17 protein-coding genes are annotated in these 12,185 nt (G+C 61.7%); 5 read left to right on the forward strand and 12 right to left on the reverse strand.

Annotated elements, in window-relative coordinates; genetic code table 11:
* Positions 1–134: 134 nt before the first annotated feature.
* The 5 genes from ACSQ3L_RS23525 to ACSQ3L_RS23545 form a co-directional block, all read right to left on the reverse strand.
* Entirely contained in the window at positions 135–2,012 is a 1,878-nt protein-coding gene (locus tag ACSQ3L_RS23525; protein ID WP_436162080.1) for an ABC-F family ATP-binding cassette domain-containing protein, read from the reverse strand.
* Between the two features lie 123 nt (positions 2,013–2,135).
* Positions 2,136–2,585: a MucR family transcriptional regulator gene (locus ACSQ3L_RS23530; protein ID WP_436163512.1), complete on the reverse strand. Its 450-nt coding sequence runs from the start codon at positions 2,583–2,585 to the stop codon at positions 2,136–2,138.
* 162 nt (positions 2,586–2,747) lie between these two features.
* The gene (locus tag ACSQ3L_RS23535; RefSeq protein ID WP_292642507.1) at positions 2,748–2,951 is read right to left on the reverse strand and encodes a hypothetical protein; all 204 of its coding nucleotides are present in this window, start codon (positions 2,949–2,951) and stop codon (positions 2,748–2,750) included.
* Positions 2,944–3,870, reverse strand: coding sequence for a DMT family transporter (locus ACSQ3L_RS23540; protein WP_436162081.1), 927 nt, complete (start codon positions 3,868–3,870; stop codon positions 2,944–2,946). The genes ACSQ3L_RS23535 and ACSQ3L_RS23540 overlap by 8 nt, the downstream gene beginning before the upstream one ends.
* 45 nt (positions 3,871–3,915) lie before the next feature.
* Positions 3,916–4,749 (reverse strand): hypothetical protein, encoded by an 834-nt coding sequence (locus tag ACSQ3L_RS23545; protein WP_436162082.1) that lies wholly within the window; start codon positions 4,747–4,749, stop codon positions 3,916–3,918.
* Positions 4,750–4,859: 110 nt separating this feature from the next.
* Here ACSQ3L_RS23545 and ACSQ3L_RS23550 point away from each other — a divergent pair, with 110 nt between their 5' ends.
* The gene (locus tag ACSQ3L_RS23550; protein ID WP_436162083.1) at positions 4,860–5,819 is read left to right on the forward strand and encodes a LysR substrate-binding domain-containing protein; all 960 of its coding nucleotides are present in this window, start codon (positions 4,860–4,862) and stop codon (positions 5,817–5,819) included.
* A gap of 19 nt (positions 5,820–5,838) precedes the next feature.
* A complete protein-coding gene (locus ACSQ3L_RS23555) occupies positions 5,839–6,483 on the forward strand; it encodes a GNAT family N-acetyltransferase (protein WP_436162084.1) in 645 nt (214 codons plus the stop codon).
* A 50-nt stretch (positions 6,484–6,533) separates the two neighbouring features.
* On the opposite strand, the gene ACSQ3L_RS23560 is transcribed toward ACSQ3L_RS23555, so the two are convergent.
* Positions 6,534–7,046, reverse strand: a complete 513-nt coding sequence (locus ACSQ3L_RS23560) for a DinB family protein (RefSeq protein ID WP_436162085.1) — start codon at positions 7,044–7,046, stop codon at positions 6,534–6,536.
* 60 nt (positions 7,047–7,106) lie between these two features.
* On the opposite strand from ACSQ3L_RS23560, the gene ACSQ3L_RS23565 reads away from it, so the two are divergent.
* On the forward strand, positions 7,107–7,799 hold the full coding sequence (locus ACSQ3L_RS23565) for a glutathione S-transferase family protein (protein ID WP_436162086.1): 693 nt from the start codon (positions 7,107–7,109) through the stop codon (positions 7,797–7,799).
* Between the two features lie 83 nt (positions 7,800–7,882).
* Here the strand turns inward: ACSQ3L_RS23565 and ACSQ3L_RS23570 are convergent, their stop codons facing one another.
* The gene (locus ACSQ3L_RS23570; protein ID WP_436162087.1) at positions 7,883–8,131 is read right to left on the reverse strand and encodes a DUF2934 domain-containing protein; all 249 of its coding nucleotides are present in this window, start codon (positions 8,129–8,131) and stop codon (positions 7,883–7,885) included.
* Between the two features lie 161 nt (positions 8,132–8,292).
* On the opposite strand from ACSQ3L_RS23570, the gene ndk reads away from it, so the two are divergent.
* Together ndk and ACSQ3L_RS23580 are read left to right on the forward strand one after the other, a co-directional pair.
* A complete protein-coding gene (gene ndk / locus ACSQ3L_RS23575) occupies positions 8,293–8,715 on the forward strand; it encodes a nucleoside-diphosphate kinase (protein ID WP_023761556.1) in 423 nt (140 codons plus the stop codon).
* Between the two features lie 147 nt (positions 8,716–8,862).
* Positions 8,863–9,471, forward strand: a complete 609-nt coding sequence (locus ACSQ3L_RS23580; RefSeq protein WP_436162088.1) for a class I SAM-dependent methyltransferase — start codon at positions 8,863–8,865, stop codon at positions 9,469–9,471.
* A 30-nt stretch (positions 9,472–9,501) separates the two neighbouring features.
* Here the strand turns inward: ACSQ3L_RS23580 and ACSQ3L_RS23585 are convergent, their stop codons facing one another.
* The 5 genes from ACSQ3L_RS23585 to pgsA all read right to left on the reverse strand — a co-directional run bounded on the left by ACSQ3L_RS23585 (position 9,502) and on the right by pgsA (position 12,141).
* Positions 9,502–9,771 (reverse strand): hypothetical protein, encoded by a 270-nt coding sequence (locus ACSQ3L_RS23585; protein WP_436162089.1) that lies wholly within the window; start codon positions 9,769–9,771, stop codon positions 9,502–9,504.
* Positions 9,772–9,932: 161 nt separating this feature from the next.
* Positions 9,933–10,697 carry a YbaY family lipoprotein gene (locus tag ACSQ3L_RS23590; protein ID WP_436162090.1) on the reverse strand — a complete coding sequence of 255 codons (765 nt, stop codon included), beginning with the start codon at positions 10,695–10,697 and terminating at the stop codon, positions 9,933–9,935.
* A 110-nt stretch (positions 10,698–10,807) separates the two neighbouring features.
* Positions 10,808–11,284: a molybdenum cofactor biosynthesis protein MoaE gene (locus ACSQ3L_RS23595; protein WP_436162091.1), complete on the reverse strand. Its 477-nt coding sequence runs from the start codon at positions 11,282–11,284 to the stop codon at positions 10,808–10,810.
* A gap of 1 nt (position 11,285) precedes the next feature.
* Positions 11,286–11,543, reverse strand: coding sequence for a molybdopterin converting factor subunit 1 (moaD, locus tag ACSQ3L_RS23600; protein WP_183453784.1), 258 nt, complete (start codon positions 11,541–11,543; stop codon positions 11,286–11,288).
* Position 11,544: 1 nt separating this feature from the next.
* Complete coding sequence (gene pgsA / locus ACSQ3L_RS23605; protein WP_097573323.1) at positions 11,545–12,141, reverse strand: CDP-diacylglycerol--glycerol-3-phosphate 3-phosphatidyltransferase; 597 nt, start codon at positions 12,139–12,141, stop codon at positions 11,545–11,547.
* Positions 12,142–12,185 lie beyond the last annotated feature (44 nt).

Raw genomic sequence — 12,185 nt, forward strand, 5'->3', positions numbered from 1 at the left:
AATGCAGCGTGTAGGGCCAGATCTTACCCTCCCCTTGATGGGAGGGTCGGCGCGTAGCGCCGGGGTGGGGTGCGGCGCAGACCCCCACCCCGCTCCGCTTCGCGGATCGACCCTCCCCACAAGGGGGAGGGTAATCACTCCGCCGTGCCTTCCTCGTACTCCGCCGACATCGTCAGCCATTTCTCCTCGTGGCCGGCCAGTGTCTGGGCCAGTTGCGAGCGCTCCTTGGCCAGCCGTGTCGCTGTCGAGGGATCTTTCTCGTAGACCGCCGGATTGGACAGTTCGTCCTCGATGCCGTCAATGCGCTTGCGGATGCGGTCCATCAGCGCTTCGGTGGCGCGGATCTCCTTGGCCAGCGGCTCGAAGGCCGCGCGGCGCGCGGCCGCATCGCGGCGGCGGTCGGCCTTTGACGCCTTGTCGGCCTCGCGCTTGCCGCGGCGGTCGCCGGAGACGCCGGTGACCAGTGTCTTGTAGTCTTCCAGATCGCCATCATACGGGTTGACTGCCCCATCCTTGACCAGCCACAGCCGGTCGGCGGTCGCTTCGAGTAGATGGCGGTCGTGCGAGATCAGGATGACGGCGCCGGGAAATTCATTCAACGCATGGATCAGCGATTCGCGGCTGTCGATGTCGAGATGGTTGGTCGGTTCGTCGAGGATGAACAGGTTCGGCCCCTCGAAGGCCGACAGGCCCATCAACAACCGCGCCTTCTCGCCGCCCGACAGATCCTTGGCGGCGGTGTTCATCTTCTCGGTCGTGAGACCAAACTGGGCGACGCGGCCGCGCACCTTCGATTCCGGCGCCTCCGGCATCAACCGGCGGACATGCTCATAGGCGTTTTCGTCCGGCCGGAGATCGTCGAGCTGATGCTGGGCGAAGATCGCCACCTTCAGCCCGGGCGCTACCGTCATGGTGCCGTTCTCTTGCTTCAGCCGGCCGGACAGCAATTTGGCGAAGGTCGACTTGCCGTTGCCGTTGGCGCCGAGCAGCGCGATGCGGTCGTCGGCGTCGATGCGCAGCGTCATCTTCTTGAGGATCGGCTGCCCTTCGGTGTAGCCGACATTGACGTTGTTCAACGCCACGATCGGTGAGGCCACCGTCTTGACCGGTTCGGGGAAAGAAAATGGCCGCACCGAATCGTTCACGATGGCCGCGATCGGCTTCATCTTCTCCAGCGCCTTGATCCGCGACTGTGCCTGCCTGGCCTTGGAGGCTTTGGCGCGGAAGCGCTCGACGAAGGATTCCATGTGCTTGCGGGCGGCCTCCTGCTTGACGCGGCCCTTCTCCTGCAATTCCTTCTGCTCTGTATATTGACGCTCGAACTGGTCGTAACCGCCACGCCAGAAGGTCAGCTTCTTCTGGTCGAGATGGACGATCGAGTTGACGGCGCGGTTGAGCAGGTCGCGATCGTGCGAGATCAACAGCACTGTGTGCGGGTATTTCGACACGTAGTTTTCCAGCCATAGCGTGCCTTCGAGGTCGAGATAGTTGGTCGGCTCGTCGAGCAGCAGAAGATCGGGCTCGGCAAACAGCACCGCGGCAAGCGCCACGCGCATGCGCCAGCCGCCGGAGAAGGACGAGGCCGGGCGCCGCCGCGCGGCGTCATCGAAGCCGAGGCCGGCAAGAATGGTGGCGGCGCGGGACTCGGCTGAGTGCGCGTCGATATCGGCCAATCGCATATGGATGTCGGCGATACGATGCGGATCGGTGGCGGTCTTTTCCTCTTCAAGGAGTGCCGTGCGTTCGAGATCGGCCTTGAGCACGATCTCGATCAGCGGATCCTCGGTGCCTGGCGCTTCCTGCGCCACCTGACCGATACGGGTGCTCTTCGGCAGGCTGATCGAGCCTGTCTCCGAGGGAAAATCGCCGGTGATGGCCTTGAACAGCGTCGTCTTGCCGGTGCCGTTGCGGCCGACAAGGCCAGCCTTGGTGCCGGCCGGCAAGGTCAGCGAGGCATGGTCGAGAAGCAAGCGTCCGGCCATGCGGAGCGATAGGTCGTTGATGATCAGCATGGCCGCGCTTTTGCACTGGACATCAACGCTTCGCAAGGCCTTGCGGGCCAGTTGGCCGCACAAGGCCTCGAAACGACGCCCGCGAGGGCGTCGTCAAGCAGCCGATCAGCGGCTTGCCTACCCTCAGGCAGTCGCCTTGCGCTTCGTCGCCTTGGCCACGGTGGCCGGCACCGCTGCCGGCTTGCGGCCAAGTCCTGTCGACTTTGCCAGCGCCGACCGTGTCGCCGAGTAATTTGGCGCAACCATCGGGTAGTCCGGCGGCAAGCCCCACTTGGCCCGGTAGTCGTCCGGGCTCAGGCCATAGTCGGTCCGCAGGTGCCGCTTGAGCGACTTGAACTTCTTCCCGTCGTCAAGGCAGATGATGTAGTCGGGAAACACCGACTTCTTCGGATTGACGGCCGGAACCAGGTTTGGGGTTTCCGTGACAGCCGCGCCAGCGATTTTGCGAACCGAAGCGCTGACGCTGGCAATCAACTCGGGCAAACCGGAAGCGGGAAGCGGATTGTTGCCTACATAGGCCGAGACAATATCGGCCGTCAGCTCGATAACCGTCTTATCATCGATATTTGACAATTCTTTCACCTTATTTGCGACAAAATCCTCCACCCCAGCGAAGACTTGTGTCGATGTATCTCTTTAACCGCGTCCCCCGACGGACCGCCAAGTCTCATAAAGGAATTAAGAATCGGCAAAAATAGCTTTCATGCGAAATCGGCGCTATGCAAATTAGAAAATCTAATACTTGGAACTAGCAGACTTCGTGGCAGGGCTATCGGCCAATATCTCCAGAATACGCTTCCAGCGGGCGCAACGCCCGAAATCCTTCTGTTCTATCGCCTTTTCGGCCTTCATCGCGGCGTAAAGCGGCGCCTCGGCGCCAAATTCCTTGATTAGCCAGTGCGCTTCCTGAATAGCAAGGCGTTCATTTTCGTCAAACATGGTTTTCGGCCTCCGAACGTTCCACACCGACCGCGACGCAACTGCCGATGACGAGGACAGCTCCGGCAATGGCCGTCATCGTCAGCCGCTCGCCGGACAGGGTCAAAAGCAGGGTCGAAGTGATCGGCGTGAGATAGGCGACGACCGCGATCTTGCCGCTGCCTTCGAGTTTCAGGGCGCGTGACCAGAAATAGTAGCCCAAGCCCATCGGGCCGGCGCCGAGATAGAGGCCGAGAGCCAGGTCCGAGCCGACGGGCCAGGCACCGCCATCGCGAACGCACCACAGAAACGTCAAGACGACACCGACCAGCGCCGAGGGCAGCAACAGGCGATCCGGCGAGGTGACGACCCGTCCCACCATGATCGAATAGAAAGCCATACACAGCGCCGACCCGAATGCCGCGAGATAGCCAACGAGATCGCCCTGGAGCCAAGATTGGTTGCGCCCTCCCGAAATCACCAGCGCAACGCCGATGAAACCCACCACCGCGGCAAGGCCCAGCAGTGCCGGGCGTGGCGGATTTTCCAAGGCGATGACCGCAGCAGCGACCATCAACGGCCAGGTGTAGGCCACAAGATTGGCCTCGATCACCGGCATCGAAGCGAAGGCGATGTATTGCAGCACCATGGTGCCGACGAGGCCGATGAAGCCGACCGCAAGAGGGATGAGCGCAGCCCCGGCCGTGACCGGTGCTACTCTTTCGCGGCTCGTCAGCCGGATGGCGGCAAAGACGAGTGCAGCGCCTGTAAATTGCAGGAACTGCACCTGCGACACCGGGTGGCTGGCCAGCAGGGACTTGCCGACCAGCGCATTTGTCGACCACAACGCCACCGCGCCGGCAGCGAAGACCAGCGCGGATATCGAGCCTGATCCATGTCGAAACAATCGGCGCGGGGCTCTATTTCGCTGTTCGACCATGATCCTGTCCGAAAACCGGTTGCCACTTTTCGGGATCAAGGTTCATCACCATGATTCCCTTGCCCCGCCCGGAACGGGCGCGTCGACGGGAGTAGGCACGGGATGCTCAGCCTCGAAGCGCCGATAGGCCGGCAGCTGGTTGGTCCAGACATCTTCGGCCAGTTCATTCACCCACTCACGGTCATGATCGTTGTCGGCGGCGAGATAGAACATGCGGTTATCGTCGACATAGGGTTTGGCGACCGAACGCTGGTTGAGCACCAGTGTGACGCGCTCGCCGAACCGGATCGGCGCGGTACGATGCAAGACGCCCAGGAACTGCCCGAGCGTCGCGTAGTTCATCTTGTGATCGATGCGCATGACTTGGTTGCGCGGAATCTCGCCGCCGGATTCGAGGATGGCGCGGCCGGTTTCGGAGTCGTCGCAGTAGATTTCGAGATGGCCGCCAACCAGCGGATTGCTGATCGACAGCGGAATGAGTTCGGTGACCGGAACGCCGTCGCAATGCCATTCCACCGCCCCGTCCTTCGGGTTCATGAAGGTGACTGTCGAGCCGACGATCGACAGCGGATAGGGCTCCAGCTTTGTGCCCATCATGTCGGACAGCCGCTCCAGGCGCAGCTTGTCGTGCAGCAATTCCTTGATCTCGGGGATGAAACGGTCGGCCCCGGTGATGAAGGTCAGATCGAGGTGCTTGTGCACGGCGTGGCTGGCCTTGAGCTTCAGAGCAGCCTCCTCGATCGCGGCTAGCAGCGCCGGGTCATAGCCGTGCAGATATTGCGCGACACCGAAACTCGACACTTTCCAGGCGGTTTCATGGCCGATAATGGCTTCACGACTCATCGCGTAACGCAGTTCGGGAATGGTATGGGCGTTCATTCTACTTCTCCAGGATGGGGGCAACACTTGGTAAACAGTCGATTAATTCACCCACCCCTGTAAAATTAGGAATGCTGGTGCTAGTGTAAGCCCAGCTTAAGGTCGAAACCGTGCGTCTGCTCAGTCAGGTCAACCTCAATTCGCTGAAAATCGTCGAGAGTGCTGCGCGGCACGGGAATTTCACGCGCGCCGGCGAAGAACAGTTTATCACCGCTTCAGCGGTCAGCCAGCGCGTCAAAAGCTTGGAGGACCAGCTTCGTTTCAAGATCTTCCAGCGCGGCGGCAATGCGGTGTCTTTGACGCCGGAGGGCGAGACCTATGTTTCGCGCGTTCGCGAGGCGCTGGAGAGAATCGTCGCCGCCAGCATGGAAGCGACCGGGGAATCGCAGGAGCATGTGCTAAAAATATCGGTGCTGCCGACCTTCGCGGCACGCTGGCTGTTTCCGCGCCTGCCGCTGTTCCAGCGGCAATATCCCGATATCGTGATGCGGGTCTCGACGTCCTATGCGACCCACGAGTTCACGACTTCCGAATTCGATCTAGAAATCCGCTATGGCGACGGCCACTTTCACGGGCTGCAGTCCGACCTGCTGTTTCGGGAAGACCTGACACCGGTGTGCAGCCGCAAGCTGTTCCGTGAAGTTCTCGGCGACAAGCCGCCGTCGAGGGTGACACCGGACGACCTCAAGCACTTCACGCTGCTGCATTCCGATACCTGCACCCAGAACTGGCAATCCTGGCTCGGTTTCGCCGGCGCCAGCTTCGAGCTCAGCGAGACCAAGAGCATCTATTTCGACTCGTGTATGATGTCCTACGAGGCAGCCAATTCCGGGATGGGGTTTGCGGTGGCCAACCGTGCCTATATGGCCAGCGACATCCGCGCCGAAAGGCTGGTGGCTCCCTTCGCCGTCCACCATCCGAACACGGCTGGTTGGTATTTTGTTTCCCCGCAAAAGAGCCTTTCCGCCCGCAAGGTGCATCTGTTCAAACAGTGGGTCATGACGGAAGCGGCTACGACGCAGAACGAGCTCGACAGCGAGATCCGCGGCGAGGTTTCGATGGCTGTCTGAATTTCGGGCAAGCATCTGGTTGTTCGCCGATGAGATTCGAACCGGCAACACGCGAGTTGAGAGCTATCGGTTAATGGACGTCCTATCCATACAGCTTGCCTTGGTCGGTACGCTTGTTGAGCTCACGCCGCTTCAGCAGGACCATTCGTCGGGGCTTCTCAGCGCAGCAGCGGATGGTGCGCTGTGGAACCTGAAGGCTACCGTGGTCCCTGGGCCAGACACGATCGATGGATATGTCGCCAATGCCTTGGCTGGACGACGGGCTGGCACTGTCATGCCTTATGCAATCGTCATGCGCAGTACGGGAGTGATCTGCGGAAGTACGCGGTTTTGGAAGATCGATCGCGCGAATAGAAAGCTGGAGATCGGGCATAGCTGGCTCAGCAGTTCGGTTCAGCGGTCCGGGGTCAATACCGAGGCGAAGTATCTTCTCCTGGCCCATGCATTCGAGGTCATGGGATGTGTCCGTGTGCAATTCACCACAGACGAACTGAACGACGCGTCAAGGGCAGCCATCCTGCGAATTGGGGCCAAGCAGGAAGGGATCGTTCGCAACGAGCGGATCATGCCGGACGGTCGGAAGCGCAATTCCGTCCGGTTCAGCATCATCGATTCCGAGTGGCCGGACGTAAAGATCATGCTGCAGCACAAAATGCAGCGATAGTCGGCGCAAGCTCTTCAACCTTCGGACTGACTACGCAAAACGCCACCGGATCAGGCGAAAGCCCTGCCCTCCTCGGTCCGCTGGAAAAGCATCAGGTCCAACCCCAGGCTTGGCCGTCCCAGGATGGTCAGGATCGTATGCGCCTGACCGCGATGGTGGGTTTGGTGGTTGAAGACATGGTCCAGCGCCGGCGCCAGCCTTTGCGAGACGGTGCGCATGTCCGACACGGTCATGTAGGTGAAGCGGCCCGTCAACGCCCTGTCGCTGAGGCCGCCGACCCAATCGATGATCCTCCTGTCCTCGGCTTCACGCGCCATCCGCAGGCCGGCCAACCCCCGATGCAGGATAGCGTCCAGTGTCGTCGGCGCATCGCCCTCGCCAGTGAAGCGCTTCATCCAGATGCGGTCGGCTGTCAAAAGGTGGTTGAGCGTGCCCATCATCGAGCCGAAGAAAGCGCCGACATCGCGGTTGAATTCCTCTTCGTCGAGCTCGGCGGCGGCATCGTAGATGCGGCCATTGGCCCATTGATTATAGGCCGCAAACATCATGAAATGCTGTCTCATGGCTTTCCCTCGGCTCGCGTCGATGCGAGGCCTACCTAACCCGCAGGAACGCCGCCGCCAATGACCATTCTGCTCTATGACCTCGTCGGACGTGACGCCACACGTCCATTCAGCCCGCATTGCTGGAAGGTGGCGATGGCGCTTGCCCACAAGGGGCTCGACACATCGACCGCGCCAACGCGCTTTCTCGAGGTGCCTGCTGTCGAAGGCGGCGTTTCGAAAACCGTTCCGGTGATCCGCGATGGCGAGACGGTCGTCGCGGATTCCTTCGCCATCGCGCTCTATCTCGACGAAGCCTATCCGGACCGGCCGACGCTGTTTGGCGGTGAAGGTGGCAAGGCGACGGCGCGCTTCGTCGAACGCTGGTCGCAACTGACCATTCACCCCTATGTGACCAGCGCGGCGATCATGGACCTCCACACCATGCAGGACGCGGAAAACGCCGCCTATTTCCGTCGGAGCCGGGAGCAGCGTCTCGGCAAGCGGCTGGAAGACGTGATGGCCGCCCGGGAGGCTGGGCTCGGCACCTTCAGGGCCTCGCTGGAACCATTGCGCTCGACGCTCTTCTATCAGCCATTCATCGGCGGCACGTCGCCGCTGTTTGCCGACTATATCGTCTTCGGCGCGCTGCAATGGGCACGCATAGCCTCGCCTTACCAACTGCTCGACGACGGCGACGTGGTGGCGCAGTGGTTCGCCCGCTGCCTCGACCTGCATGGCGGGCTGGGACGAAAGGTGGCCGCGGCAGCGTGACGCCGCAACGCCTGCCCCTGCCGCAAGGCAACACGAGCCGCCAATGTGCTGCAAAAAAGGTCAGCCGAGGCGATAGCCAGGCCTTACTTGGTCGCCGCCTTCTTTGGCTTGCTGGCCTTAGCGGCAGGCTTTGCCGCCTTGGGGGCCGCTTTTGCCTTGCCGGCGCCAGCTGGCTTCTTGGCTGCGGACTTGCCCGCGGCATCCTCCTTGTCGACGTCTGCCGCCGCCTGATGCCAATGGCGCTCGTGGTGTCCAGCCGGCTGTCCCTCTTGCAGCCAGATCTGATGAGCGCGGTTGCGAATGCGTTCCTGACGATCGTCTGCCATGGTCATGTTGTCTCCATGCGGGCCGACTTCAGCGCGGCGCCGACACGGTGACTATAGCAAGCAAAGCGTTGCTGTGCAGCCGTCTGATCGGCGCCCCTTGGCAATGGGCCGGGCGGCTTGTATAGAGCCCGCCACCCTCAATTCCATTTCTCAGACAAGGACGACCCATGGCGCTCGAACGCACATTTTCCATGATCAAGCCGGACGCAACCCGGCGCAACCTCACCGGTGCCATCACCAAGATGTTGGAAGAGGCCGGCCTGCGCGTCATCGCCTCGCGCAGGGTGTGGATGAGCCGCCGTGAGGCGGAAGGCTTCTATGCCGTCCACAAGGACCGTCCGTTCTTCGGCGAACTGGTTGAATTCATGTCGTCGGCACCGACCGTCGTGCAGGTGCTGGAAGGCGAGAACGCTATTGCGCGCAACCGCGAAGTGATGGGCGCCACCAACCCGGCCAACGCCGCCGAAGGCACCATCCGCAAGGTGCATGCGCTGTCGATCGGCGAAAACTCGGTGCATGGCTCCGATGCGCCGGAGACCGCGGCGGAAGAGATCAAGTACTGGTTCTCGGATACCGAGATCGTCGGCTGAGCCGATAATCCAAACCCCTGGATCCCGTAGAAAGGCCGGTGTTTCGCCGGCCTTTTTTCATGGCCGAACTGTCGGGTTCCCTTGCGAACTGCCTGTATTAGGGTGAGACATTGAACTGATGTATCCGACAATGGAGCGGACCTCAGCATGACCAGTGCCATTCCGGGCTTCTTCCAAGGCACAGAGATGCCGGACAGCGGCTGGTGGGAAGCGCTGTGGCCTGAGCCCGCCGCGGTGCTTTCGGCAACGGGGATCAAGCCAGGCATGGAGGTGATCGATCTGTGCTGCGGCGACGGCTGGTTCACGCTGCCGATCGCCAAAGTTGCCCGCCATGTCGTAGCCATCGATATCGATGCCAACCTGCTCGAAATCGCCCGACACCGGTTGGTCGAATGCGGCGCGACGAATTGCGACTTTGTCGCGGGCGACGCCTACGAGCTTGCAGGGCTCGTGCCTCGACCCGTCGACTTCATCTTCATGGCCAACGCCTTTCACGGCGTTCCGGACCGGCCGCGCCTCGCCCGTGCGGTGCGCGCGACGCTTGGCCCGGCCGGCCGTTTCGCCATCGTCAACTGGCACCAGTATCCGCGGGACAAAACCACTGTGCTGGGCGAGCCGCGCGGACCGAAGACCGAATTGAGGTTGTCTCCGGAGCAGACGATAGCGGCCGCCGAGGCGGGTGGCCTCAGGTTTGCCGAACTGGTCGAGGTGCCGCCTTATCACTACGGCGCTGTATTCGAACTGACCAAGGCTTGAGACGCGCCCGCCGCCCGCGACGGGTTCTGGTCACTTCGGCTGGCGATCTTTTACGTTCGCATGGTCATTGGCCGCCGCCGTATCGGTGGCCGGTGTCTGTGTATCCTCACCGGTAAACGGACTGCCCTGCCCAGGCGCGAGGTCGCCGCTGTGGCCGGCCTTGTTGGTCTGGAACGGGTGGCCATCGTCGCTGAGACCATGCTGCAGGGCATTGAACAGATGGTCGTCCGCTTTCGCAAGGCCGGTGAAAGCAAGGAGCGATGCGCCTGCGGCAGCAAGGATAAGCGCGTGCGTTTTCATCTCTGGACTCCTTTGAGTTAAGGCCAGAACGAGCCGCAGCAGGTCTGGCGGCTTCAACGAAGGATATTCGAAAATATCCCTTTTGCCTTACCCGCCATGTCTGAGAGAAACGCTTCCCTTGGCCGGATTATTCCCGAAAAGTTCGGCGATCGAAATACGCGCTAACTTGCTGCGCTGAAGCGCAGGATCTCGCGGCCATCCTTGTCTGATATGACGAGCTTGCCGGCATCGACACGGAATGACGCCGCCTTGGCCAAGGCATCGAACAGTGCCTTTTCCTCGGCCATCACCTCAGGCGCGCAGGCCTTGTAGGTCGAACCGATGTCGCCGATCGCGATCGCCTGGCCCTCGACCTTGGCGGTGGCGAAATAGCTGTTGCAGGGGCCGTTGCCACCTGCCTTGCCGGCCTCGCTGACCTTGAACGTCGCTTGCGGCGCGGTGACGGCGCCGATGCCGTCGACAAAGTCGACCAGCCAGAGCTGATCAAAGACGGAAACCGTCGGCTCGGCGCTCGGAGTGACCATCTTCAGCACTATGGTCTGCGGCACATCGGTCAGCGGATCGACCTGATGGCGCGTATCGGAGATGAACAGAAGGTTGTCGTCGACGGTAATACGGGCCTGCAGCGCGTAGGTCATCTGCGAGCGGATGACGGAGGGATCGAATTTGATCTCGAAGCTGATCGGCACCTGGCCGGCTGGCGTCACTTTCTGCTCGCCGATGATGGTGGCCGGCGCATCGGCCAGCGACACGTCGGCTAGCTGGACGGAGAGGACGGCACTGGGCGGCAAGGCAATGCGCTCGCGATAAATCACCTCGCCTCTCACGGAATTTTCGGCGGCTAGGGACGGTTCCGGCACGGCCAATATGCCGACGACCAAAGGCACGAAACCGAAGACGAAGAACTCCGCGATCTTGTCCAGCATGACCATCTCCCTCACCCCGGGCTGTCAATGCCCAGGGCTGCCAATGCCCAGGCTGACCAATCCCGTCAATTGGCCAAAGGATTGCGGTCAATGCATGGCTGCGGCAGGATTTATTCGGACGGTTTCCAGCGTTGCGCGGCCCTGGCGTCGGCTTCCTTGGCCTCGACCCAGCCGCCCTCGGAGCCGTCAACGCGATGCTCCTTCTTCCAGAAGGGCGCGCGCGATTTGAGATAATCCATGAGAAAATTCGCCGCCTCGAAAGCAGCCTGGCGATGCGCCGAGGCGGCCACCACCAGCACGATGTTCTCGCCGGGCGCGATCTTGCCGTGGCGGTGGATGGCGGTGAGGCCTTGCAGCGGCCAACGCTCGATCGCTTCAGCAGCGATGCGGGCGATTTCTGCTTCGGCCATGCCGGGATAGTGCTCGAGTTCAAGCGCGGAGAGTGTGCCCTGCTCGTCGCGGCAAAGGCCGGAGAAAGTCACCACCGCGCCGATATCGGCGCGGCCTTGCGTCAGTCTGGCGATCTCGGCGGCGACATCAAAATCCTGCGCCTGAATGCGCACGACAGGTACGACCTCGCCGGTCATGTCAGCCTCCGGTCATCGGCGGGAACAGCGCGATCTCGCGGGCACCCGCGATCTTCTCGCCGTGCTCGACATGCTCCTGGTTGATGGCGACGCGGATCACGTCGGGATATTGCAGCGCATGCTCATAGCCCTCGCCGCGCGATTTCAGCCAGCGCAGGAGATCGGCGACCGTCTCGATGCCTGCCGGCAAGTCGACGTCTTCCTCCGGCATGCCGATGCGTTCGCGCACCCAGGCAAAATAGATGAGCCGGGTCGTCATCTCACTCGTCCATGATGTGCTTGAGGCCGGCGCGGAAATAGTCGTAGCCGGTATAGAGCGTAACCAACGCCGCGATCCACAGCAGCACCAGCCCGGTCTGCGTGGTCAGCGGGAAGATCTTGTCGCCGGCCGGCCCGGCCAGCAAGAAGGCGATGGCAACCATCTGGATGGCGGTCTTCCATTTTGCCAGTTGCGTCACCGGCACCGAGACTTTCAGCGCCGCCAGATACTCGCGCAGGCCCGAGACCAGAATTTCGCGGCACAGGATGATGATCGCCGCCCACAGCGACCAGCCAGCAATGCCCGCATGGCGATCGGTGTCGGCGGCCAGCAGCAGCAGGCAGGTGGCGACCAGCAGCTTGTCGGCGATCGGGTCGAGCATCTTGCCGATGTTGGAGGTCTGCTGCCAGGCACGCGCCAAATAACCGTCCAGATAATCGGTGATCGAGGCGAGCAGGAAAATGATCAGCGCCGACCAGCGGGCGAAGTCGCTCGACTTCAGATGCCCTTCGAGAAAAAAGCACAGCACCACCAGCGGCACCGCGATGATGCGGGCGTAAGTGAGCATGTTGGGCAGGTTGAACGCGCGCTGGGCCATATCCGGGGGACTCTTTCTGCCTGCCTACTCAAATCAGATACGAA

The sequence above is a fragment of the Mesorhizobium sp. LjRoot246 genome (genome assembly GCF_964254115.1).
In the GTDB taxonomy this organism is placed as follows: Bacteria; Pseudomonadota; Alphaproteobacteria; order Rhizobiales; family Rhizobiaceae; genus Mesorhizobium.